The following is a 21540-nucleotide window of genomic DNA, read 5'->3' as shown; positions in this document are numbered from 1 at the left end:
GAGCCTGCTCGCGATGGCGGTAGATCAGTCACCTGATGCATTGGCTGATACTCCGCAATCGCGAGCAGGCTCACTCCTACAGTTGTTTTTGGGTGCTGCAAATTTGATCGTTCCCACGCTCTGCGTGGGAATGCAGCCGGGGGCGCTCTGCGTCCCCAAAAGCGTGACGCAGAGCGTCACAGGAGGCGTTACCACGCAGAGCGTGGGAACGATCATTGCGCAATAAATTGACCCGATAGACAAAAGGCTGACCTGCATCCGTGCCTTTTGCGTCGCGCTCTGAGAAAATGCCCGCACTTTTTTTCCGGATGCCGACATGACTGCCCTGAAGAACGACCGTTTCCTCCGCGCCCTGCTCAAGCAACCCGTAGACGTCACCCCTGTGTGGATGATGCGTCAGGCCGGTCGCTATCTGCCGGAATACCGCGCCAGCCGCGCCCAGGCCGGTGATTTCATGAGCCTGTGCATGAATCCGGAATTCGCCTGCGAAGTCACCATGCAACCGCTCGACCGCTATCCACAACTGGACGCGGCGATCCTGTTTTCCGACATCCTCACCATCCCCGATGCCATGGGCCAAGGCCTGTACTTCGAGACCGGTGAAGGTCCGCGCTTCAAAAAAGTCGTCAGCACCCTCGCTGACATCGAAGCTCTGCCGATCCCTGATCCGCACAAAGACCTCGGCTACGTCATGGACGCTGTCAGCACCATCCGTCGCGAATTGAACGGCCGTGTGCCGCTGATCGGTTTCTCCGGCAGCCCGTGGACACTGGCGACCTACATGGTTGAAGGCGGCTCGTCGAAAGACTTCCGCAAGACCAAAGCGATGCTCTACGACAACCCGCAAGCCATGCACCTGCTGCTGGATAAACTGGCGCAGTCGGTGACCTCGTACCTCAACGGCCAGATCATGGCCGGCGCGCAAGCGGTACAGATCTTCGATACTTGGGGCGGCAACCTGTCGGCGGCGGCGTATCAGGAATTCTCGCTGGCCTACATGAAGAAAATCGTCAGCGGTCTGATCCGCGAAAACGACGGTCGCAAAGTGCCGGTGATCCTCTTCACCAAAAACGGCGGCCTGTGGCTGGAAAGCATCGCCGACGCAGGTGCTGACGCACTGGGCCTGGACTGGACGTGCGACATCGGCAACGCCCGCGCCCGCGTTGGCGACAAGGTTGCGCTGCAAGGCAACATGGATCCGACCGTGCTTTACGCAAAACCGGAAGCGATCCGCACCGAAGTCGGACGTATTCTGGCCAGCTACGGCAAGGGCAGCGGTCACGTGTTCAACCTTGGCCATGGCATCACCCCGGAAGTCGATCCGGAACACGCCGGCGCTTTCCTGCGTGCGGTGCATGAGTTGTCGGCGCAGTTCCACGAATAACGCTGCAACGTCTGTACAAAAAAACCTGTCCCGTGTCATGCGGGGCAGGTTTTTTTATGCCGCGTAATGTCCCCCCAGTCATTCTCTTATCCCTTCGGAGGGGGCTAGGGTGAGGAGCTCTTGAGGGTGAGGATGAATAGTTTCCTGTTGTAAGAATTCTTTCCTTAGTTGTCGGATTAGTTTCCGTGGCGACTATTCCTGCTACACCCGGTGATTACTCCTACATAGAAGTTTTCCCTATCCACGTAAGGTTTCAGGCGTGTGTTCGGCATGGCGTCGAGCACCGTATTAGAGCCTGGCGTTATGCCGGGCTCGCTTATTTGATATGAGCCTGGAATAACAATGAAAGAACCAATTTTTAAAAGGAGTGCGTTGGCAACGTGCACTTCTTCGTTGATTTTACTGTCGGCCATGCTGGGTTCTTCGGGCGCAGTAGCCCATGGTTATGTAGAGGTGCCGCCATCGCGCGCGTTGCTGTGCCAGAAGGGTGTAAACACCGGTTGTGGTGGTGCGCAATACGAGCCACAAAGTGTTGGCGAAACCTTTCAGGGTTTTCCGGCCGGTGTGGGTGGTGGCACGGGCCAAGGGCCGGTAGATGGCAGGATCGCTAGCGGTGGCAATGAACTGTTCACTGCTCTGGACGTGCAGTCCGCCACACGCTGGCAGCTGACCGACATCAAAGAGCGCACGCTGGATTTCCAGTGGCATTACAAAGCGCCACACCCGGTGGAATACCATCAATATTTCGTTACCCGTAACGGCTGGAACCCGAATGAAGCGTTGAAACGCACTTCGTTCGAGAGCATGCCTTTTTGCGAGGTCGCGGGTGATTTTCAGATGCCTGTGCCAGGCACCAAGCATCGCTGCAATATCCCGGAAGACAAAAACGGTCAGCACGTGATCCTCGCGATCTGGGGCGTCAGTGATACCAAAATGGCCTTCCACAATGTCCTCGACGTAAACATCATTGCCGAGCCGTCCCTGCCCGGTGGCTGGTCGTCGGTAGGCGCCATCGCACCATCGACTCCACTGCTGACCGGCGACAAGGTCAAGGCACGCGCCTTCACCGCGACGGGCGAAAGTGCTTCCTACAGCGTCGTAATCTCGATCGACAACGCTGAAGACGCCGAGCCGCAAAACTGGTCGTTCAAACTCGCCGAGCAGATCAACCAGTCGCAGACCCTGATCCGCGCCGGCGTTCGTGATGAAAACGGCAACATCGAAGCAATTCGCGGCAGCAACACGCTGTACGCACAAAAAGACAGCGGCGTTGTCCGCTACGAAGTGCAACTGCTGATGAAAGAAGACGCCGGCGCGCGTTTGTCGGTGGCCTCGCAACAAGCCGAATACGTGCTCGACAAAGGCAAAACCAAAGTCGACTTCAGCCTGATGTCGAACCGCAAAATGAACGTCGAAGCCAACCTGTTCAACGAGCAGAACAAGCTGGTCGGCACCACCACCGCGCAAGCGGACAGCGGTGCAACCTGGCTGGCCATGGACATCCGCAGCAACCCCGGCCCGCACACGCTGACGCTGGTTGGCACCACGCTGGATGGCCGCACCACCCGTCAAGACACCCAGCCTGTCAACGTCACCGGTGAAGGCGCCGGTGCCGATTACGACTTCCTGTTCCCGGAAGGTCTCAGCGACTACACCGCCGGCACCAAGGTGCTGCAGCCGAAAACCAACGAGGTCTTCGAGTGCAAGCCGTTCCCGGCATCCGGCTATTGCAAGCAGTACAAGCCTGAGGCGAACGGTTTTGAGCCGGGCGTCGGCGAGCACTCGCATGCGGCGTGGAACAAGCTCTAAGGCTCGTCCCGTGTAATTGCGTCAGACGACCACCGAGGTCGTCTGACCGCTGATGATTTTCAGGGGCGATTCGAATGACGCTTTCAATTTATTCCAAGCAACAAATGCTGCTGCACTGGGTGTCGGCGGCGGTGATTCTGTGGACGCTGGTCACCGGGTTTTATGTGGCCAACGTCAATGTGGCCAATGACACCAAACAGTGGGTGGCCGGCGTCAATGTGTCGCTGACCACGCTGTTCATCCCGGTGTTCTGCTGGCGGCTGGTGGTGTTTGTCAGCCACCTGCGACATGAGCGCATGGCGCAGTTTTCCTCGGCAAAAATGCTCGCGATGTTTGTCCATCGGCTGATCTATTTGCTGGTGGCAGTGGTGCTGGTGAGCGGGGTGCTGATGATGGATCGACCGATCCCTGTGTTCGGCCTGTTCGAATTCCCTCAGCCGCTGAACGATGTGGCGCTGACGGACGGTTTTTTCGTGCTGCACATCTGGGCCTGCACCGCGTTGGCAGTGCTGGTAGCGATGCACATTGGCGCGGTGATTCTGCACGAGCTGCGCGGTTACCGCGTGCTGCGACGCATGTCGTGGCGCTCCCGCGTTCGCCAGGCCTGTGGGCGTATCGGATGAACCGCCGGTGAGATTTTTTTTGCTGTTGGGACTGTGGGCGCTGCCGTTCGTCTGTGCTGCGTTTCTCGCTTGGCAGGAGTGGGCGTTTCGCAGTGCGCAACGTCTTCCAGAGCCGGTCGCTGTGCCGATGCCGACGGTACCTGCACCTTTGAACACCGCCGCAGTGGCAACGGTGTTCGGGCTCGCCGCGCCCAGCGCACTTCGACCAAGCGCCGAATCGCTGACCCTGCAAGCGACGTTCGCCGTCGACAGTGGCCTGTCGAAAGCCCTGATAAGCGCTGCGCAAGGTGCGCGGTTATATCGGGTCGGCGACGACTTGCCGGGCGGCAGCGTATTGCGTCGAGTCGAGGCACAACACGTGGTGCTGTGGAACAAGGGGCGGGAGGAATCATTGCTTCTCGCGCCCTCTGCCAGCGTATTCCTCAAGCGCTCGCCCGCGTCCGTCGATGCACCCGCCGCTGACATTTCCGCACGTTTTCTACGCCCGCTGAACGGGCAGTCAGAGTGATCTCATTGATGAACAACTTGAACGGCGCGCACGCTCTGCGCACCTTGTTGGTTTGCGCCGTGCTGGCGACGCCGCTCCTCAATCGCCCTGCGTACGCCGAGGAACAGCGCTGGCAGTTGGCGATGAATCAGGCCGAACTGCGCGACATCGTCGAAGAGATCTCGGCGATTCTCGGCACCACCGTCGTACTCGACCCGCGTGTGTCGGGACGCGTCACCGTCATGTCCCGTCAGGCGCTGGATCGTGAGGGCGTGCGGCGCTTGTTCTACTCGGTGCTGGACGCGCACAACTTCACCGTGATCGATGAGGGCGACCGCATCCTCATCACTCCCGTGGCAGACGTGAAAACCCGCGCCGGCCAATCGGCCAACGAGCACGCTACCCCCGCGCAATTCATCACCCAAGTCATCGAATTGAACACCAGCAGCGCTGCCGATCTGTCTGCGCTGATTCGCCCGTTGGTGTCGGCCAACGGCTACCTCGGCCCCTCCGTTTCGGCCAATGCCTTGGTGATCACCGACACCGGCGCCAACGTCAAACGCATCGCCCAGGTGGTGCGCCAACTCGACGGCGGTCAGCAAGATCAGCACGCTGTGGTAGCGCTGCGTTTTGCCCAGGCCAGTGACGTCGCCACGGTGATCGAATCCTCGCTGGGCAAGCGCAATGTCGACTCGCTGATACAAGTGCTGGCCGACGTCAGAACCAATCGCTTGATCGTCATCGGCCCGCTCGCCGTGCGCCAGCGTTTGACCGAGCTGATTCGCCAACTCGACGTGCCGGCCACCGCCAGCCTCGACACCGCGCGGGTCATCCGTTTGCGCCACAGCGATGCCAAGCAACTCGCGCAGGTGCTGGAAAGCATGGGCCAGAATCGCAAACAACCCACAGCTGGCAGCGGCAAAGAAGCATCCGCCGCAACGCCGTTCATGCTCAAGGCCGACGAAAGTCAGAATGCGCTGGTGCTGATCGCCGATCCGGCTCAGGTCAGAACCATCGAGAACATCGTCCGCGAGCTCGATCAGCCGCGTGCGCAAGTGCTGATCCACGCCGCCATCGTCGAAATTTCCGGCGACATCGCTGATGCCGTGGGCGTGCAGTGGGGCTTGAGTACGGGCGACGCGAAGGGCTTTATCAACTTTCCCGGCACCGACATTCCCATCGTCGGTGGCTTGAAGTTCGACGAGAAAAAATCGGCGCCCGACGGCGCGATTCTGCAGTTGGGCGGCGACCGTTTCGGCGCGTTGATTTCGGCGCTGGCGAGCAATACGCGGAGCAATCTGCTGTCCACGCCGAGCCTGCTGACCCTGGACAATCAGCAAGCGGAAATCATCGTCGGGCAGAACGTGCCGTTCAAGACTGGCTCCTACTCGACCAACAGCAGCGGCGCGGATAACCCGTTCACCACGGTCGAACGCAAGGACGTCGGCATCAGCCTGAAGATCAAACCCTACATCAACGAAGGCTCGACCCTGCGTCTGGAAGTCGAGCAGGAAGTCTCGGACATCGCGCCTTCGGTGTCGGGCATCGATTCCTCGGATCTGATCACCAACAAGCGCGCGCTGAAAAGCACGATTCTCGCCGACGACGGCGAAATAATTGTGATTGGCGGGCTGATCCGCGACAGCGTGCGCACGCAGAAAAGCGGTGTACCGCTGCTGCGCGACATTCCTTATCTCGGCGCGCTGTTTCGCTGGAGTCGCGACACCCAGACCAAAAGCAATCTGATGGTGTTTCTGCGCCCGACCATCGTGCGCAGCCGCGAAGGTCTCTCGGGGATCAGTCAGCAGCGTTACGACACCTTGCGTGACCTCAGTCAGCCCAAGGCCGGGGAGAGCAACTCGCTGTTGCTGCCGGCCGAGGCGCGGCATTTGTTTGAGCCCGCGACGGTGGCGCCATGAGTGCTCCACTGGAAATCCTGCCGTTCGGTTTCGCCCGGCGGTTTGGCGTGCTGCTGGACGCTGCGGGCTCCCGCCTGCTCATACGCGCCGACACGTCGCTGACCGCACTGGCCGAAGTGCGTCGCTTATGTGCTCGCGAACTGTCAATCGAGGTGCTTGAGCCAGAGCCTTTTGCCGCGCGTCTGGCCGCCACCTATCGCGAAGGCCAGAGCGCCGCGCAACAGGTCGCGCAAGGGCTGGACGATGAACTGGATCTGCTCAGCCTCGCCGAGCAAGTACCGCAAACCGCCGACCTGCTCGAGCAACAGGGCGATGCGCCGGTGATCCGCCTGATCAACGCACTGCTCAGCGAAGCGGTGCGCGCACAGGCTTCGGACGTCCATCTGGAAACCTTCGAGCAATACCTATCGGTGCGTATGCGCGTCGACGGTCAGTTGCGCGAGATGCTCAGGCCCAAACGCGAACTGGCGACGTTGCTGGTGTCGCGGATCAAAGTCATGGCGCGGCTCGACATCGCCGAAAAACGCGTGCCGCAGGACGGCCGGATTGCACTGCGTCTGGCCGGGCACGAAGTCGATGTGCGCGTCTCGACACTGCCGTCGGCGCATGGCGAGCGGGTGGTGCTGCGCTTGCTCGACAAGCAGGCCGGACGCCTCGAACTGCAACGTCTGGGCATGCCGGACGACACCCTCGCCAGCCTGCAAAACCTGCTCGCCAGACCTCACGGGATTTTACTGGTAACCGGGCCGACCGGCTCGGGCAAAACCACCAGTCTATATGCGGCGTTGAGCAGCCTGAACGATCCGTCACGCAACATTCTTACGGTCGAGGATCCGATCGAATATCACCTGCCGGGGATCGGCCAGATGCCGGTCAATGCGAAGGTCGAGATGACCTTCGCGCGGGGCTTGCGCGCCATTCTGCGGCAGGATCCGGACGTGGTGATGGTCGGTGAAATCCGTGATCGCGAGACCGCGCAAATCGCTGTGCAGGCTTCGTTGACCGGACATCTGGTGCTGTCGACGTTGCACACCAACAGCGCGGTCGGCGCGGTGACGCGGCTGGTCGACATGGGCGTGGATGCGTACTTGCTGGCCTCGTCGTTGGTTGGTGTGCTTGCGCAACGCTTGTTGCGCACGTTGTGTGTGCATTGCAAGGCGCCGTACTTCGCTGATGACGAGACTCGCCTGCGTCTGGATTTGCAACCCACGCAGACCGTGGCGTTGTTTCGGCCGCAGGGCTGTGAGCATTGCCAGCACGGTTATCGCGGACGCATCGGCATCTACGAATTGATCAGTATTAGCGAACCGGTGGCAGCGCTGATTCATCGAGGCGTCAGCGAGCGCGAACTGACCGACGCCACGCGCAAGGATTCGCGCAGTCTGTTTGAGGCCGGTCGGCAACGCGTGCTCGATGGCGTGACCAGCGTCGATGAGTGGCTGCGCGTGACGCAGGAGAACTGAGCGATGCCGACTTTCGATTACCGCGCTGACAACGCGCAAGGCCATCGCTGCCGAGGCCGGCTCGAAGCCGAAAATCCAAGGCACGCGCGGCAGCTGTTACGAGAGCGGGGACTGTGGCCGTTTCAACTCAAAGAACTGCGCGGTGAACAGGGTGCGAGGCGTGCCGGCCGTTTGAGCGCTAGTGATCTGGCGCTGCTGACGTTGCAGCTGTCGACGCTGGTGCAGGCCGGTTTGCCGCTGGAAGAAGCGCTGGAAGTGGCCGCGCGACAAACCGGCAAACGACGCGTTGCCGGATTGTTGTGGGCGGTGCGTGGCCGAGTCATGGAAGGCCATGCGCTGGCCGTCGCGTTAAGCCAGTTTCCTGCGGCGTTTCCCGAATTGTTCCGCGCCACGGTGGCGGCGGGTGAGCGCTCGGGCCATCTCGGTCATGTGCTGGAGCAACTGGCCGCTTACACCCAGGCGCGGCAGGCGTCGCGACAAAAGATTCAGATGGCGCTGATCTATCCGTCGATTCTGATGTTCGCCAGCGTGGCAATCGTTGGTTTTCTGCTCGGCTACGTGGTGCCGGACGTGGTGAACATTTTCGTCGACAGCGGCCAGCCGTTGCCTTGGCTGACCCGCGCATTGATCAGCCTCAGCGACGGTGTACGTCAGTTCGGTCTGGTGTTTCTTGGCGGCACATTGGCGCTGTTTAGTGGCTGGCGCTGGAGTTTGCGGCAACCGCTCTGGCGACTGCGCTGGCATGCGCTGGCGTTGAATATTCCGCTGATCGGCACGCTTCTGCGCGCCATGGAAGCGGCGCGATTCGCCAGCACTCTGGCGATCCTCGGCAAGAGCGCCGTGCCCTTGGTCGATGCACTGGAAATCGCCGCCGCCGTCATCGGCAACCAAACCATCCGCGCACGCATGAGTGAGGTCGCCCGCTCGGTGCGCGAAGGCTCGACGCTGACCCGCAGCCTGGAACGCAGTGGCGATATCCCGCCGATGATGCTGCACATGATCGCCAGCGGTGAACGCGCGGGCGAGCTCGACGCCATGCTCGCCCGCGCCGCCGAACAACAGGAAGCCAGCCTCGCTGCGCGTATTGCGTTGATGGTGAGTTTGTTCGAGCCGGCGATGCTGCTGGTGATGGGCGCGGTGGTGTTGCTGATCGTCCTCGCCATCCTCCTTCCGATCCTCAGTCTCAACCAATTGGTGAATTGATCCATGGCTCTTTTGCACAGAAAAACAGTGACCGCGCAGCGCGGTTTTACCCTGATCGAAATCATGGTCGTGGTGGTGATCATCGGCATCCTCGGCGCGATTGTTGTGCCGCAATTCATGAGCCGGCCGGATCAGGCGAAAACCACCGCGGTGAAGATCGACATTCAGGCGATCGCCACGGCGCTGGAGATGTATCGCCTCGACAACGCGCGGTATCCGACCACGCAGCAGGGGCTGGAAGCGTTGGTGAAACGCCCGAGCGGCACCCCGGCGGCGCGCAACTGGAATCCTGCGGGATATCTGAAAAGTCTGGCGCGCGATCCGTGGGGCACGCCGTATCAATACCTCAACCCCGGCACCCGTGCGGTGGGCGGCGGTTACGACTTGTATTCGCTGGGCTCCGATGGCGTCGGCGGCGGTGACGGCCACGCTGCCGATATCGGCAACTGGGCCATCGATTGATGCGCCAGCGCTGCCGGGGTTTCACCTTGCTGGAATTGATGGTGGTCATGGTGCTGATCGGCGTGCTGCTGGGTTTGGTCAGCCTGGTGGGCGGCAGCAATCCGGCGCAAGTGGCGCGGCAGGAGGCGAGCCGGATTGCGCGGGTGATCGAGCAGTTTCGCGAACGGGCGGTGCTGGAAGGGCGGGAGTTTGGTGTGGGGGTTAGCCAGGAGGGTTATCGCGTTCTGCAGCTTGGCGAGCGGGGTTGGTCGCCTTTAATGGCTTTGCAAACATGGCCGCCGGAGCTGCAGCCGCGACTTGCTGTGGAGGGCCTGCCGGTACGCTTGGCGAGCAGCGCAGAAATGCCGCAATTGTTGATTCTGAGCAGCGATGAAATCAGCGCGTTTACTTTGTTTTTAGTCACTCGCGATCGGGTTTGGGCGGGTCTGTCTTCGGACGGTTTGAGCGAGGTCTCGCTTGATGAGTGACCGACTGCTGATCAAGCGCATACGAGGTTTCACGTTGCTGGAAGTCATGGTTGCGCTGACGGTTTTCGCCGTACTCGCAGCAGCGATTCTTTCGGCAAGCCGTTACGTGGTGCAGCAGAGTGGTGCGGCTGAGCAACGGTTGTTTGCCGCGTGGCTGGCGGATAACCATTTGAACGAATTGCGCCTGCAAAACACGTGGGTCGCCGGACAACAGCAACAGATCGTGCACATGGATCGCCGCGAATGGCGGTTACGTCAGCATCTGCGCGAGGTCGATGTATCGGGGCTGTTCACGGTGGAACTGGAAGTCAGTCTCGCCGACAGCGATCAACCGTTGTATCGCACGACTGCACGGTTGCAGGGCCGCCATGAATAGCCAGCGCGGATTCACCTTGCTGGAACTGGTGATCGCGATGGCGATTTTCGCCGTGCTCGGTCTCGCCAGTTGGCGCCTGTTCGACAGTGTGGTGCGCGTGCAGCAGGCGACGGTGAGTCATGAGCGCGCTTTCAGAAGTCTGCAACGCGCGGTGGCGGTGATCGAGCGCGATCTGCTGCACATCACCGAGCAGCCGGTAGTGTTGAATGCCGGGCAACTGAGCGTGCAACGCAGCAACTGGCGCAATCCACTGGATCAACCGCGCAGCGAACGTCAGGAGCTGACGTATCGCTTGCTCGGCGACGTGTTGTGGCGCGAGAGCCGTGCCGAGGGCTCGCTGACCGTGCAGCGGCAGAAGTTGCTGGAGGATGTCATCGATCTGCGTTGGCACCTGTTTGATGCTTCTGCGTTGGAGTTTCAGCTCTCGACCCGGCGCTATGAGGGCATTCGCCGGGTGCTGCTGTTGCCGGGAGCCTTGCCATGAAACACCGGCAACAGGGGTTGGCACTGATCAGCGTGATGCTGGTGTTGAGCCTCGCTTTGCTGATCACCAGCGGCCTATTGCGCAGTCATCGACTGGCCTTGCAGAGCAGCGCGCAACAGCTGCAAACCCTGCATTTGCGTCAGTTGGCGGTGAGCGGAGAAATCTGGGCGCTGCGGCGTTTACACAAGGCTTTTTTACAACAGCAGAACCACGCCGAGATGCTCCGCGACTGGCCGCAAATCACTCCTGAACTGGGCAGCGAAGACGCGCAAGTCGAGGTGCAGATAGAAGACCTGTCGGCGCGTTTCAATCTCAATGCATTGCTGCATCAGGGGCAGATTGATGTGGTGACGCTTGAGCGCTGGGCGCGGTTGCTCGAATTGCTGGAGTTGCCCGCGTTGCGACCTGATCAGGTCGGGTATTTATCAGAGTTGAGCCAATTAAGACTGCTGCCGGGTTTCGATGCGGCAACGTTACTGCGTCTGGAACAGTGGGTAGCGCTGCTGCCCACGGATGCGACGCTGAATATCAATTCGGCACCGGCATTGTTGCTGCGGGTACTTGAGATCGAACCGGACATAGCTGACGCCCTCGTTCACCAGCGTTCGACAACCTCATGGCACAGCGTTCAAGGCTTCAGCGTCGATCCCTTAATCGCTGATGCTGGAATCAATACCCATGGACTCGGCGTCGACAGTCGCTGGCATCGCATCAGCGTGCGCGTGGTGCAAGACCAGCACGTGCTGACGCTGAGCACTGACGTCGAGTTCGTCGTAAAAACCGCCCAGCTGAAAGTCCTGCAACGTCGTTTACTTTCCTCCCGCGGCCTCGAGATAACGCAATGAAAAACTGGCTTTACCTGACCGCCGAAGGGCTTGCAGACCTGTCGTCTGACTGGCCATGTTGCCTGTGGTCGCACACCGGCGAACGTCAATCGATGCCGCTGCATCAAGCCGCACAAGTACTGCGCGGACAAAAAATCGACCTGTTACTGCCCATCGAATCCTGCAGTTGGCTGCGTAGCGAACCCTGGCCCGGGCGCCGTGCGCCCGCCGCGCAGGCGCTGGCATTTGCTGTGGAGGAACAGCTTGGCGAAGCGCTCGATACTGTGCATCTGAGCATTGGCAAAGCGGACGCCGAGCGACGTTATCCGCTGATGGTCATCGCTCGTGAGCGCCTGGCCGCGGTGTTGTCGCTGCTCGGTGAAAGTGGTCTGCAAGTGCGCTCGGTGTTTGTCGATGCCGACTTGTTGCCCACGGATCAGCCGATCGGCATCCGCTGGTTCGGACGCTGGTTGCTGGGCGGGGCGTTGCCGGCGCGGCTTGCAGTCACGGACGAGGGTTTGGCCGCGCTGAAAGGTGTGTTGCCCGAGGACATGGTCTGGGTCGATGAGCCGGATGAACAGGCATTGCTGGCGGAAGGTTTTCGACAAGCGATCAATCTGCGTCATGGCGAGTTTGCGCCACGGCATTCGCCGTTGCCTTGGCGTTCGCTGGCGGCGGTGCTGCTGACCTTTTTGTTGCTGGGCGTAGGCGCCAGCGAAACGCGGTTCCGTTTCCTTGACGGCGAAAACCGGCGTCTCGCCGAGCACAATGAACAGCGCTTCAAAACGCTGTATCCACAGCATGGGCAAATCGTCGATCTGACCGCGCAGATGCGGGCGATTCAGAGTTTGCCAGCGCAGTCTCGCAACACTCAGGTTGCGGCGCTGGTCAGGTTGATCGAGCAGGTGATTGGCGCGAGTCAGGTTGAGGTCAAACGCATCGATTTTGCCGAGGTCGATGGCTGGAAAGTGCAACTGACGGCCAACAGTTTTGCCGAGCTTGAGCAGTTGCGTGAACGCGGGCGTCAGCAAGGTCTGGCGATAAAAGTCGAGGGCGCGAGCAAGATAGGCGATCGGGTGACGGCGACACTGACGTGGGAGGCGGGCGTATGAAGTCTGATGATTACGTTCAGCGTTGGCGGCGTTTATCGCGCCGTGAGCGTGGGTTGATTCTGCTGCTGATGGCGGGGTTGCTCGGTGGTGCGGTGTTTACCTGGATCTGGCAACCAAGCGTGCAACGGCTCGAAGCGCTCGAGCGCCAACATCGTCAGCAACAGGCTTTTGCAATTCAACTGGATCGCGCTCAGCCACCAAGCAGTTCGGCGTTCGACGCGACTCAGCCGTTGTCGTTAAGGATCAGCGAAAGCCTCAACTCGACCGGGCTTGAGGTGCAGCAAATGGACAGCGATAACGAGCAGATTCGCCTGACCCTCAGTGGCCCGCCCGAGCCATTGTTGCTCTGGCTGGACAGGCTTGAACGTGACGGCGTGGTGCTGCAATCGCTGAGCCTGGAGCCGCGCGACAATCTGCTGGAAGCGCGGCTACAGCTCAGATAGTCGCGCCAGTCAGGGGCGGCAGTTTCGCCAGTTTCAATGCCACCAACAGCGCGATCAGCAATAGCGCACCGATGAACAACCCGATGCCGTTCCAGCCACCAAGGTGCCAGAACACCCCGCCTGCGGTGCCGGCGATGCTCGAGCCGGCGTAGTAGCTGAACAGGTACAACGACGACGCCTGGCCTTTGGCTTTGAGCGCGCGGCGGCCGATCCAGCTGCTGGCTACCGAGTGCGCGCCGAAGAAACCGAAAGTGAAAATCAGCATGCCGACAATCACCAGCGGCAACGGCGTGAACAGGGTCAACGCGAGGCCGACGAACATCAGCGCAATGGTCGCCCAGAGCACTTTGCGACGGCCAAGTTTGTCGGCCAGCGAACCGATTTTCGCCGAGCTGTAGATGCCCGACAGGTACACCACCGAGAGCAAACCCACAAAGACTTGATCAAGGTTGTACGGCGCCGCCAGCAAGCGATAACCGATGTAGTTGAACAGCGTGACAAACGCGCCCATCAACACGAACGCTTCGAGAAACAGCAGCGGCAGACCAGCGTCGCGAAAGTGCATGGTGAAACCGTCGAGCAGGCTGCGCGGGTGCAGCGAGCGCGAGCGAAAATTGCGCGACTCCGGAAGAATCTTCCAAAACACCGCTGCGGCAATCATCGCCAGACCGCCGATCACCAGCATCGCCGTGTGCCAGCTGACGAAGTCGATCAACACGCCGGTGATCAAGCGCCCGCTCATCCCGCCAATCGCGTTGCCGCCGATGTACAAACCCATCGCCAGGCCGATGTGCTGCGGGTGAATTTCTTCGCTCAGATAAGTCATCGCCACCGCCGCCAGGCCACTCAGCGACAGGCCGATCAGCGCACGCATGATCAGCACGCCTTCCCAACTCGGCATCATTGCACTGGCCATGGTGCAAATCGCTGCGGCGAAAAGCGCAGTCACCATCACCGGTTTGCGTCCGACCCGATCAGAAATCGGCCCGGTGATCAGCAGACCGATGGCGAGCATGCCGGTGGCGACCGAGAGGATCAGACTGCTCTGCGCGGCGTTGATCGAATATTCGTGGGACAGCAGCGGCATCATCGGCTGCACGCAATACAACAGCGCAAAGGTCGCGAAACCGCCGCTGAACAGCGCCAGCACCGTGCGCATGAACATCGGCGTGCCTTTTTCGATGTAGATCTCTTGCAGCTCGGCGACGACATCGTCGGCTGCAGCAGGCGGAACTTCATGGGCAAGGGGCGCGACAGCAGTTTTCACTTCAGACCTCGGAGGGCACAGCCAGGCAGGCAATGAAAAAATCATATAGCTGGCTAATGTTTCTATCCAATATATTGTTCGACCTGTTTGATAGCTTTTACGACCTAATGGGGTTTTCATGGAATTGCGTCATCTGCGCTACTTCATCGCCGTCGCCGAAGAACTGCACTTTGGCCGCGCCGCACAGGTGTTGGGCATCTCGCAGCCGCCGCTGAGTCAGCAGATTCAGGCGCTGGAACAGGAAGTCGGCGCGCGGCTGTTCGAACGTACCAATCGTCGGGTCGAACTGAGCGAGGCTGGGAGATTGTTTCTCGAAGAGGCGCGGTTGGTGCTGGCGCAGGTCGATAAGGCTGCGGATGTTGCCCGACGTGCACAACTCGGTGAACTGGGCGAATTGAAGATTGGCTTCACCTCGTCGGCACCGTTCAACTCGACTATTCCACAGGCGATCTTTTCCTTTCGGCAACGTTTTCCGGCAGTGCACCTGAACCTGCGCGAGATGAGCAGCACGATGGTTGCCGATGCGTTGGTCGATGAGTCGATTGAAGTCGGCATCATGCGCCCGCTCGGATTGCCGGATTCGCTGAGCGTGGTCGAGTTGATGCGCGAACCGTTGGTCGCTGTGCTCAGCTCGAAACATCCGCTGGCGCAGGGCTCGGAGGAGGGTTTGTTTTTGGCCGCATTGGCGCATGAGCCATTCGTGTTCTTTCCGCGCAGTTACGGCAGTGGTTTGTATGCGCAGTTATTGAGCCTGGCGCGCGACGCGGGGTTCAGCCCGCACTTTGCGCAAGAGGCGGGTGAGGCGATGACCATCATCGGCCTGGTGGCGGCGGGGTTGGGCGTGTCGGTGATGCCGGCGTCGTACCAGCGCATGCGCATTGACGGCGTGGTCTATCGGCCGTTGCTCGATCCCGAAGCGGTGACGGCGGTGTGGCTGGTGCAGCGCAAGGATCAGAAGTCGCCGATGGCCAAGGCGTTTGTTGAACTGCTGACGCGTAAGGTTGAGTCCGCTTAAAAGATCGCAGCCTTCGGCAGCTCCTACCTCGATCTATGTAGGAGCTGCCGAAGGCTGCGATCTTTTGATCTTGCCGTTAAGGCAACCGCACCAAATCCCCTTTCAACGCCACCCGCGTCACAAAAATCCCCGCCCGACACTCATAAGTATTCAAATCCTTGCGCACATGCTGGTCGTAATAACTGACGATATTGGTCACCGCATTCGCCCCGACCCGCTTGGCATCGGCCTGCAGCTTGATCAGATTCGACTGCAACACCCACTCGCAGGAATCGTGATCACTCTTGTTGAAACCGTTGGTGCTCAAATCACTGACCACACCCCGGCGCAGCAACTGCTGAGTGCCCTGCGGCCCATTACCGACCAGATAAAACTTCACACTGCCATCCAGCCGCCCGGCGCGAATCGCGTCCGAAAGCACGGTTTCGAATGGCATGTACATGAGGTTGGTGGCATGGCTGGCGCTGGGCAGCAGGCCGAAAAGCGCGGCGGCGATCATGGCTTTCACTTGCATGGTCATCTCCTTGACGATGAAAGAGAACCGCGAGTGCTCGACCGACCGGGCCCGCCGTTCTGGCAGGCGCGATGCGAAGGCCTGCGAGAACGAGTGTAGATGCTGAAAGAAATATTTGTGGTTAGGGGACAAGCTGGTGCGTGATTCCTGGACTACAGAGAGTCAGTGTTTTGCCTACAGAAATTCAGGAAACAGCTGTCTTGAGCTAATAGCTGAGCGCCGCTAGTTTGTCAGGTGTCAGTAATCATCCAAAAGTAGCCATGACTGAAGAATTCAAAAATTGGGACTCTGCCGATTATTTGCTGACGGATGAGGACTTTGAGGCTTATCTGGAAGTCTGTTTGGAAGAGGCCGGCGGCGATGCTGCGATTATTATTAAAGCGTATGAAACGATTGAGCGCGCGCGTCGAAGACTTCAGCCACTAAGTGTTCCCTTTGGGGCTTGTGAGACTCTGAGGAGTTCTGGTCAACCAGCCATCTCAGAGCCAGACAGGGAGTCGACCTGTTTGTGAAAGTGCACCCCTGTGGCGAGGGGATTTATCCCCGATGGACTGCGAAGCAGTCCCCAGAACTGGGGCCGCTACGCGACCCATCGGGGCGGTGCGACGTTTCGCTAAATCCCCTCACCACAGGACTGCATTCATTCAGTCATTAGTCACTCGGTCATTCAGCCACTGAGCCACTCAGTCAGTCAGTCGACGTGAGCAAGGTCACCCCTCAACGCCACGCTCGACACCACCATCCCCGCACGGCACTGAAACTTCTCGGTGTCTTTGTACAGATCCCGCTGATCCACGCTGGCGATGTTGATCACCGCGTTGGCGTCGGCTTTTTTCGCGGCGTTCTGCAGGGTGGCCAGTGCCGATTGCAGGGCCCAGAAGCAGGCGTCTTCGTCGGACTTGTTGGAGCCGTTGGTTTTGCGGCTGCTGCTCACGGTGTCGAGTTTTCGCACTTGCTTGGGCAGGGTTTCGCCGGCCAGGTAGAACTTCACGCTGCCGTCGAGCAGGCCGGCGTCGGTGGCGCGTTTGACGCCTTCACGGAAGCTCAGGTAAGTCGGTTCGTCAGCGCCTTGTTTGATAATGCCAAGGTTGTTGACCGCTTCGATGTCCGGGTTGATCGACAGCTCTTTGAGCACGTTGTCGCGCAGCCGGTTGACCCAGCGGTTGTAGTTGCCGTGGATCTTGCCGTCCTTGGCGTCGAGGCCGTAGCTGCTGCGGTAGTCGATTTCGAACGAGGTCGGGGTAAACGGGATATCGACTTCGGCGTGATGGCGACCGCGCACGGTGATCGCCGCTTTGATCATGCCCGGGCGCACCGATTGCACCACCCATTGACGATCGTTCAGCGCGGTGACGATGGCGCGGCTCATCTGTTGCTGAGTGAAACCGAGGTTCGGCGAAAACTCTTCTTTGGCGTTGTACACCGGTTTGCTGGTGCAACCGCCGAGCACAAAGGCCAGGGCCAGCAGTGCGGCGATGCGGTGAAACTGAGTCATTCCCTTTACTCCAAACGTGTTGCGGTCAGTGCCAGCGACGGAAAATCAACGAGGTGTTGACGCCACCAAAAGCGAAATTGTTGTTCATCACGAACTCGTGGTGCATCTGGCGGAATTCGCCGCGCAGGTAATCGAGCTTGCCGCAGTGCGGATCGACCTCGTCGAGGTTGAGCGTGTGCACGTACTGATCGCGGTTGAGCATTTCGATGCTGAACCACGACTCCAGCGCCCCGCAGGCCCCCAGCGTGTGGCCGAGGAAACTTTTCTGCGAGCTGATCGGCATGCGTTCGCCGAACAAACTGCTGGTGGCTATTGTTTCGGCAATGTCGCCCTGTTCTGTAGCGGTACCGTGACCATTTACATAACCGATGGCGTCCGGTGTCAGCCCGGCGTCTTCCAGCGCCAGCTCCATGGCGCGGCGCATGGTCACTTGCTCGGGGCGGGTGGTGTGCTGGCCGTCGGCGTTGCTGCCGAAACCGACGATCTCGGCGTGGATGTGCGCACCGCGTGCGAGGGCGTGTTCCAGTTCCTCAAGCACCAGCATGCCGCCGCCCTCACCGATCACCAGACCGTCGCGGCCCTTGTCATACGGGCGCGGACTGGTCTGCGGTGCATCGTTTTTCAGGCTGGTGGCGTAGAGCGCGTCGAAGACCATCGCTTCGGTCGGGCAAAGTTCTTCGGCACCGCCGGCAAGCATCAGCGGCAAACGGCCAAACTTGATCGCCTCGTAGGCATAACCGATGCCCTGGCTGCCGCTGGTGCAGGCGCTGGACGTCGGGATCAGGCGCCCGGTGAGGCCGAAGAAGATGCTGATATTCGCGGCGGTGGTGTGCGGCATCATCCGCACGTAGGAGTTGGCGTTAAGGCCCTCGGCCACCGAGTTGAGCAGCATGTTGCCGAACGCTTTGATCTCGTCGGTGCTGCCGGTCGACGAGCCGCAAGCGACGCCCATCCGGCCGTCCTTGATCATCGCGTCGCCGAGCAGGCCGGCATCGGCCAAGGCCTTTTCCGCTGCGCCGACCGCCAGTCGCGAAACCCGGCCCATGCTGCGCAGTTGCTTGCGCGTCCAGTGCGCCGGCACGACGAAATCATCGATTGGCCCGGCCAGACGCGTGTTGAGTTCGCTGAAGCGATCCCACTCGTCCATCCGGCGAATGCCGCTGCGGTTGGCCGCGAAGTTACCGGCGATGGTCTGCCAGTCGCTGCCCAGCGAAGTGATGCCGGCCATGCCGGTGACGACGACGCGCTTCATCAGCATAAGCCTCCGTTGACCGCCAAGACCTGGCGGGTGATGTACGAGGCTTCCGCCGACATCAGGAAATTCACCGCACTGGCCACCTCTTCAGGGGTGCCCATGCGTTGCGCGGGGATCATTTTCATCAGTTCTTCCACCGGCACGTTTTCGTCGAGCATCGCCGTGTCGATCAGGCCCGGCGCGACACAGTTAACGGTGATTTTGCGCTTGCCCAGCTCAATCGCCAACGCCTTTGCAGCGCCGATCACGCCAGCCTTGGAAGCGCTGTAATTGACCTGGCCACGGTTGCCGATCAGCCCCGACACCGAGGTGATGCAGACAATGCGACCGGCGGCGCGGCGGCGGATCATCGGCATCATCACCGGGTGCAGAACGTTGTAGAAACCGTCGAGGTTGGTGCGCAGCACCACGTCCCAATCATCATCGCTCAGCGCCGGGAACGCGCCGTCGCGGGTCAGGCCGGCATTCAGCACCACGCCGTAATAGGCACCGTGGGTTTCGACGTCGGCTTCGAGAATGGCTTTGCAGGTTTCGCGGTCGGCGACGTCGAATTGCAGGATGCGCGCCTTACGGCCCAGCGCTTCGATTTCAGCTTGAACGCCTTGCGCCTCGGTCACGCCGCTGCGGCAATGCAAGACGATGTCGTGCCCGGCCTGCGCGAGGCGCAAGGCAATGGCGCGGCCGATGCCACGGCTGGAGCCGGTGACCAGTACGAATTCAGTCATCGTTCGACTCCTTTGTCTGTTGCAGATATTGAGTGGCTTCGGGCGGGCGGAACACGTTGAGCCGGGCGCTGGCATGGATGCCGTCGCCGTGGATATGGCATTCGAAGACGCCCATGCCGTTGTCGTCTTCCAGCGAGCGCAGGCCATGAATGGTCAGATCGGTGCCGGCGGGGTACGCCTCGACATTGCACTCGAACTTGCGTGTGCCGAGCAGAAAACCCAGCTCCACCGGATTACCTTTTTGTCGCGCGTGGCAACCGGCAAACGCGGCGACGCTTTGCGCCATCAGTTCGACGCCGACCCACGCCGGCAGGCTGCCGTCGGGCAGGTTGAATAGGCCTTCGGACTTGACCGTCAGGCGGGTAAAAATCTGTTCATCGTCGAAGCGCTCGATGCTGTCGATCAGAATCATGTCGCCGGCATGGGGCAGCAGTTCGGCGAGCGGCCAGTCGGTCATGGGGCGTCTCCGAGAATCAGGCTGACGTTGTTGCCGCCGAAGGCAAACGAATTGCTCATCAGGTAGCGGGGAGCAATGGACGTCAGGCGTTCGCTGGCGGTCACCCACTTCAGCGCTGGCAGCGCAGGATCGGCCTGACCGTCCCAGACGTGCGGCGGCAACGCGTGATCAGGGTTGTCGGCGCTCAGGCTCAGCCAGCAAAACGCCGCTTCCAGCGCACCGGCCGCGCCGAGGGTGTGGCCGGTCATCGGTTTGGTCGACGAACAGGCGACGCCTTCGGGAAAAAGCGTGGCGACGGCCAGACTTTCCATGGCGTCGTTGTGTTGGGTGGCGGTGCCGTGCAGGTTCAGATAGCTGATTTGCGAGGTTTGCAAATGCGCGCGGCTCAGGGCTTTGCGCATCGCTTGCAGGGCGCCGCGACCGCTCGGCTCCGGCGCGGAAATATGGTGTGCGTCCGAGCTGGCGCCGGCGCCGAGCAGGGCGATCGACGGGCCGTCGTGAGCCTGTTTGCTCATGACGAACAACACCGCCGCCTCGCCGATATTGATGCCGTTGCGGTTGGCCGAGAACGGATTGCAGCGTTCGTCCGACACCGCTTCCAGCGACGAAAAACCGTTCAACGTCAGCTTGCACAAACTGTCGACGCCGCCGCACAACACCGCGTCGCACAAGCCCAGATCAAGCAGACGCTGGGCGCTCATCAAGGCGCGGGCGCTGGAAGTGCAAGCGGTGGAGATCACGTAGGCCGGGCCGCTCAGTTGCAGCCAGTCGGCGAGGAAATTCGCCGGTGCGCCGAGTTCCTGCTGACGATAATCGTATTCGGCCGGGAACTGCTGCTCGCGAATGTAGTGCGCCAGGCCACGGCTGGCCTCGTCGATGCCCGAGGTGCTGGTGCCGAGCACCACACCGATGCGGTCGCGGCCGTAGGTCTGGATCGCTTGATCGATGTCATCGCGAATCTGTAGCGCCGCTTCCAGCAACAACTGATTGTTGCGGCTGCTTTGATCGGCAAGTGCTGGCGGGATCGGCGCCAATTCACCGTGTACAGCGGCCACCGGCAATTCACGCTCCGCCACCCAGCCGGATTCGCGGCGCATGCCCGAGCAGTCGCCGGCGAACAGGTTGCGCGCGACTTCGGCCTTGTCGCGACCCAGCGCGCAAATCACGCCGAGGGCATTCAGGTAAGCGGTCATGGCGTCGATTTACCGAGCGGAGAAACGCGATAGTGCGGGCCTTGGGGCAGGTTCAATTCGAAGCTCAACGGTTGTGAATAACGGATGTCCCAGCGCGCTGGCAGGGAACGTTGCCCGGTCTGCTGTTGTGCAGAAGGGTAATTGCGCAACAGCTCGGCGGACGGGGTCAGGGCGAACAATAGCGCGGCGAACAGCTCGCGGGCCTCCGGGTTCGGCGGCAGCAGACCATCGGCCTGCCAGCGACCGTCGATCAATTGCTGACGCGCCTGGGGAATACCCAGCGGATCCATCATCGACCAACGAATACCCGGGCCTTCGCGCTGGATCACCAGCAGCCAGTCCTGGCGTTGCTCGGCTTGCTGGCGTTCGATGTGCAGTTGCAACGGCAGCGGCAACGTCGGGTTGCCCGCCGGCAGCGGCGCCTGGCTGGCGCAGGCACTTAACAGAAATATTGCGCCGACCATCACCATCCGCAGCACTGCGGAAACTGTAGGAGTGAGCCTGCTCGCGATAGCGGTCATACATTCAAAATAAAGGTTAGCTGACCCACCGCTATCGCGAGC

Annotated in this window: 25 protein-coding genes; 17 read left to right on the top strand and 8 right to left on the bottom strand. The window is 60.6% G+C overall.

Features of this window, described 5'->3' with window-relative positions:
* From QMX93_RS22355 to gspM, 15 genes are all read left to right on the top strand, one after another.
* Positions 1 to 226: hypothetical protein (locus QMX93_RS22355; protein WP_282358000.1), on the top strand; the 226-nt coding region annotated here is incomplete at its 5' end.
* 90 nt (positions 227 to 316) lie between these two features.
* The gene (gene hemE / locus QMX93_RS22350) at positions 317 to 1384 is read left to right on the top strand and encodes a uroporphyrinogen decarboxylase (RefSeq protein ID WP_282357998.1); all 1068 of its coding nucleotides are present in this window, start codon (positions 317 to 319) and stop codon (positions 1382 to 1384) included.
* A 342-nt stretch (positions 1385 to 1726) separates the two neighbouring features.
* Positions 1727 to 3193, top strand: a complete 1467-nt coding sequence (gene gbpA / locus QMX93_RS22345; RefSeq protein WP_282357997.1) for an N-acetylglucosamine-binding protein GbpA — start codon at positions 1727 to 1729, stop codon at positions 3191 to 3193.
* Positions 3194 to 3267: 74 nt separating this feature from the next.
* Positions 3268 to 3816, top strand: a complete 549-nt coding sequence (locus tag QMX93_RS22340; RefSeq protein ID WP_212544829.1) for a cytochrome b/b6 domain-containing protein — start codon at positions 3268 to 3270, stop codon at positions 3814 to 3816.
* 7 nt (positions 3817 to 3823) lie between these two features.
* A complete protein-coding gene (locus tag QMX93_RS22335) occupies positions 3824 to 4324 on the top strand; it encodes a type II secretion system protein N (protein WP_282357996.1) in 501 nt (166 codons plus the stop codon).
* Between the two features lie 8 nt (positions 4325 to 4332).
* Entirely contained in the window at positions 4333 to 6222 is a 1890-nt protein-coding gene (gene gspD / locus QMX93_RS22330; protein ID WP_282357995.1) for a type II secretion system secretin GspD, read from the top strand.
* On the top strand, positions 6219 to 7685 hold the full coding sequence (gene gspE / locus QMX93_RS22325; RefSeq protein WP_282357994.1) for a type II secretion system ATPase GspE: 1467 nt from the start codon (positions 6219 to 6221) through the stop codon (positions 7683 to 7685). The genes gspD and gspE overlap by 4 nt, the downstream gene beginning before the upstream one ends.
* Before the next feature lie 3 nt (positions 7686 to 7688).
* Complete coding sequence (gene gspF, locus QMX93_RS22320; RefSeq protein WP_282357993.1) at positions 7689 to 8888, top strand: type II secretion system inner membrane protein GspF; 1200 nt, start codon at positions 7689 to 7691, stop codon at positions 8886 to 8888.
* A 3-nt stretch (positions 8889 to 8891) separates the two neighbouring features.
* Positions 8892 to 9350, top strand: coding sequence for a type II secretion system major pseudopilin GspG (gene gspG, locus QMX93_RS22315; RefSeq protein ID WP_282357992.1), 459 nt, complete (start codon positions 8892 to 8894; stop codon positions 9348 to 9350).
* Positions 9350 to 9817 (top strand): type II secretion system minor pseudopilin GspH, encoded by a 468-nt coding sequence (gspH, locus tag QMX93_RS22310; protein ID WP_282357991.1) that lies wholly within the window; start codon positions 9350 to 9352, stop codon positions 9815 to 9817. Before gspG ends, gspH begins: the two co-directional genes overlap by 1 nt.
* Positions 9810 to 10193: a type II secretion system minor pseudopilin GspI gene (gene gspI, locus QMX93_RS22305; protein ID WP_282357990.1), complete on the top strand. Its 384-nt coding sequence runs from the start codon at positions 9810 to 9812 to the stop codon at positions 10191 to 10193. The genes gspH and gspI overlap by 8 nt, the downstream gene beginning before the upstream one ends.
* On the top strand, positions 10186 to 10677 hold the full coding sequence (locus tag QMX93_RS22300; protein ID WP_282357989.1) for a prepilin-type N-terminal cleavage/methylation domain-containing protein: 492 nt from the start codon (positions 10186 to 10188) through the stop codon (positions 10675 to 10677). The genes gspI and QMX93_RS22300 overlap by 8 nt, the downstream gene beginning before the upstream one ends.
* Positions 10674 to 11522, top strand: a complete 849-nt coding sequence (gene gspK / locus QMX93_RS22295; protein WP_282357988.1) for a type II secretion system minor pseudopilin GspK — start codon at positions 10674 to 10676, stop codon at positions 11520 to 11522. The genes QMX93_RS22300 and gspK overlap by 4 nt, the downstream gene beginning before the upstream one ends.
* Complete coding sequence (gene gspL, locus QMX93_RS22290; protein ID WP_282357986.1) at positions 11519 to 12613, top strand: type II secretion system protein GspL; 1095 nt, start codon at positions 11519 to 11521, stop codon at positions 12611 to 12613. Before gspK ends, gspL begins: the two co-directional genes overlap by 4 nt.
* Positions 12610 to 13056, top strand: coding sequence for a type II secretion system protein GspM (gene gspM / locus QMX93_RS22285; protein WP_282357985.1), 447 nt, complete (start codon positions 12610 to 12612; stop codon positions 13054 to 13056). The genes gspL and gspM overlap by 4 nt, the downstream gene beginning before the upstream one ends.
* Here the strand turns inward: gspM and QMX93_RS22280 are convergent.
* On the bottom strand, positions 13049 to 14323 hold the full coding sequence (locus QMX93_RS22280) for an MFS transporter (protein ID WP_159811639.1): 1275 nt from the start codon (positions 14321 to 14323) through the stop codon (positions 13049 to 13051). The two genes, gspM and QMX93_RS22280, sit on opposite strands and share 8 nt — an antisense overlap.
* Positions 14324 to 14441: 118 nt before the next feature.
* Here QMX93_RS22280 and QMX93_RS22275 point away from each other — a divergent pair, with 118 nt between their 5' ends.
* Positions 14442 to 15338: a LysR family transcriptional regulator gene (locus QMX93_RS22275; RefSeq protein ID WP_053116669.1), complete on the top strand. Its 897-nt coding sequence runs from the start codon at positions 14442 to 14444 to the stop codon at positions 15336 to 15338.
* 76 nt (positions 15339 to 15414) lie between these two features.
* Here the strand turns inward: QMX93_RS22275 and QMX93_RS22270 are convergent, their stop codons facing one another.
* A complete protein-coding gene (locus QMX93_RS22270; protein WP_053116670.1) occupies positions 15415 to 15852 on the bottom strand; it encodes a hypothetical protein in 438 nt (145 codons plus the stop codon).
* Positions 15853 to 16112: 260 nt separating this feature from the next.
* Between QMX93_RS22270 and QMX93_RS22265 the strand changes: the two genes are divergently transcribed.
* Positions 16113 to 16364, top strand: a complete 252-nt coding sequence (locus QMX93_RS22265) for a transcriptional regulator (protein ID WP_282357984.1) — start codon at positions 16113 to 16115, stop codon at positions 16362 to 16364.
* 179 nt (positions 16365 to 16543) lie between these two features.
* On the opposite strand, the gene QMX93_RS22260 is transcribed toward QMX93_RS22265, so the two are convergent.
* Genes QMX93_RS22260 through QMX93_RS22235 form a run of 6 tightly spaced genes read right to left on the bottom strand, consistent with a single transcriptional unit; the run spans position 16544 to position 21456 of the window.
* Positions 16544 to 17347, bottom strand: a complete 804-nt coding sequence (locus tag QMX93_RS22260) for a hypothetical protein (RefSeq protein ID WP_159811642.1) — start codon at positions 17345 to 17347, stop codon at positions 16544 to 16546.
* A 25-nt stretch (positions 17348 to 17372) separates the two neighbouring features.
* Positions 17373 to 18599: a beta-ketoacyl-ACP synthase gene (locus QMX93_RS22255; protein ID WP_159811643.1), complete on the bottom strand. Its 1227-nt coding sequence runs from the start codon at positions 18597 to 18599 to the stop codon at positions 17373 to 17375.
* A complete protein-coding gene (fabG, locus tag QMX93_RS22250) occupies positions 18599 to 19327 on the bottom strand; it encodes a 3-oxoacyl-ACP reductase FabG (RefSeq protein ID WP_282357983.1) in 729 nt (242 codons plus the stop codon). Before fabG ends, QMX93_RS22255 begins: the two co-directional genes overlap by 1 nt.
* Positions 19320 to 19784 (bottom strand): hotdog family protein, encoded by a 465-nt coding sequence (locus QMX93_RS22245; RefSeq protein ID WP_282357982.1) that lies wholly within the window; start codon positions 19782 to 19784, stop codon positions 19320 to 19322. Before QMX93_RS22245 ends, fabG begins: the two co-directional genes overlap by 8 nt.
* Positions 19781 to 20977, bottom strand: coding sequence for a beta-ketoacyl-[acyl-carrier-protein] synthase family protein (locus tag QMX93_RS22240; protein ID WP_282357981.1), 1197 nt, complete (start codon positions 20975 to 20977; stop codon positions 19781 to 19783). Before QMX93_RS22240 ends, QMX93_RS22245 begins: the two co-directional genes overlap by 4 nt.
* Positions 20974 to 21456 carry a hypothetical protein gene (locus QMX93_RS22235; protein WP_349016467.1) on the bottom strand — a complete coding sequence of 161 codons (483 nt, stop codon included), beginning with the start codon at positions 21454 to 21456 and terminating at the stop codon, positions 20974 to 20976. Before QMX93_RS22235 ends, QMX93_RS22240 begins: the two co-directional genes overlap by 4 nt.
* Positions 21457 to 21540 lie beyond the last annotated feature (84 nt).

It is taken from the genome of Pseudomonas sp. PS01303 (assembly GCF_029959385.1).
Classification (GTDB): domain Bacteria; phylum Pseudomonadota; class Gammaproteobacteria; order Pseudomonadales; family Pseudomonadaceae; genus Aquipseudomonas; species Aquipseudomonas rustica.
Note: the sequence above shows the minus strand (reverse complement) of the source record. Positions and strands in the feature narration are given on the sequence as shown.

Excerpts from the sequence above, each read along its gene's own strand:
- hemE (WP_282357998.1), top strand. The coding sequence starts at position 317 with ATGACTGCCCTGAAGAACGACCGTTTCCTCCGCGCCCTGCTCAAGCAA.
- gbpA (WP_282357997.1), top strand. The coding sequence starts at position 1,727 with ATGAAAGAACCAATTTTTAAAAGGAGTGCGTTGGCAACGTGCACTTCT.
- QMX93_RS22340 (WP_212544829.1), top strand. The coding sequence starts at position 3,268 with ATGACGCTTTCAATTTATTCCAAGCAACAAATGCTGCTGCACTGGGTG.
- gspD (WP_282357995.1), top strand. The coding sequence starts at position 4,333 with ATGAACAACTTGAACGGCGCGCACGCTCTGCGCACCTTGTTGGTTTGC.
- gspE (WP_282357994.1), top strand. The coding sequence starts at position 6,219 with ATGAGTGCTCCACTGGAAATCCTGCCGTTCGGTTTCGCCCGGCGGTTT.
- gspF (WP_282357993.1), top strand. The coding sequence starts at position 7,689 with ATGCCGACTTTCGATTACCGCGCTGACAACGCGCAAGGCCATCGCTGC.
- gspG (WP_282357992.1), top strand. The coding sequence starts at position 8,892 with ATGGCTCTTTTGCACAGAAAAACAGTGACCGCGCAGCGCGGTTTTACC.
- gspH (WP_282357991.1), top strand. The coding sequence starts at position 9,350 with ATGCGCCAGCGCTGCCGGGGTTTCACCTTGCTGGAATTGATGGTGGTC.
- gspI (WP_282357990.1), top strand. The coding sequence starts at position 9,810 with ATGAGTGACCGACTGCTGATCAAGCGCATACGAGGTTTCACGTTGCTG.
- QMX93_RS22300 (WP_282357989.1), top strand. The coding sequence starts at position 10,186 with ATGAATAGCCAGCGCGGATTCACCTTGCTGGAACTGGTGATCGCGATG.
- gspK (WP_282357988.1), top strand. The coding sequence starts at position 10,674 with ATGAAACACCGGCAACAGGGGTTGGCACTGATCAGCGTGATGCTGGTG.
- gspL (WP_282357986.1), top strand. The coding sequence starts at position 11,519 with ATGAAAAACTGGCTTTACCTGACCGCCGAAGGGCTTGCAGACCTGTCG.
- gspM (WP_282357985.1), top strand. The coding sequence starts at position 12,610 with ATGAAGTCTGATGATTACGTTCAGCGTTGGCGGCGTTTATCGCGCCGT.
- QMX93_RS22275 (WP_053116669.1), top strand. The coding sequence starts at position 14,442 with ATGGAATTGCGTCATCTGCGCTACTTCATCGCCGTCGCCGAAGAACTG.
- QMX93_RS22270 (WP_053116670.1), bottom strand. The coding sequence starts at position 15,852 with ATGCAAGTGAAAGCCATGATCGCCGCCGCGCTTTTCGGCCTGCTGCCC.
- QMX93_RS22265 (WP_282357984.1), top strand. The coding sequence starts at position 16,113 with ATGACTGAAGAATTCAAAAATTGGGACTCTGCCGATTATTTGCTGACG.
- QMX93_RS22260 (WP_159811642.1), bottom strand. The coding sequence starts at position 17,347 with ATGACTCAGTTTCACCGCATCGCCGCACTGCTGGCCCTGGCCTTTGTG.
- QMX93_RS22255 (WP_159811643.1), bottom strand. The coding sequence starts at position 18,599 with ATGAAGCGCGTCGTCGTCACCGGCATGGCCGGCATCACTTCGCTGGGC.
- fabG (WP_282357983.1), bottom strand. The coding sequence starts at position 19,327 with ATGACTGAATTCGTACTGGTCACCGGCTCCAGCCGTGGCATCGGCCGC.
- QMX93_RS22245 (WP_282357982.1), bottom strand. The coding sequence starts at position 19,784 with ATGACCGACTGGCCGCTCGCCGAACTGCTGCCCCATGCCGGCGACATG.
- QMX93_RS22240 (WP_282357981.1), bottom strand. The coding sequence starts at position 20,977 with ATGACCGCTTACCTGAATGCCCTCGGCGTGATTTGCGCGCTGGGTCGC.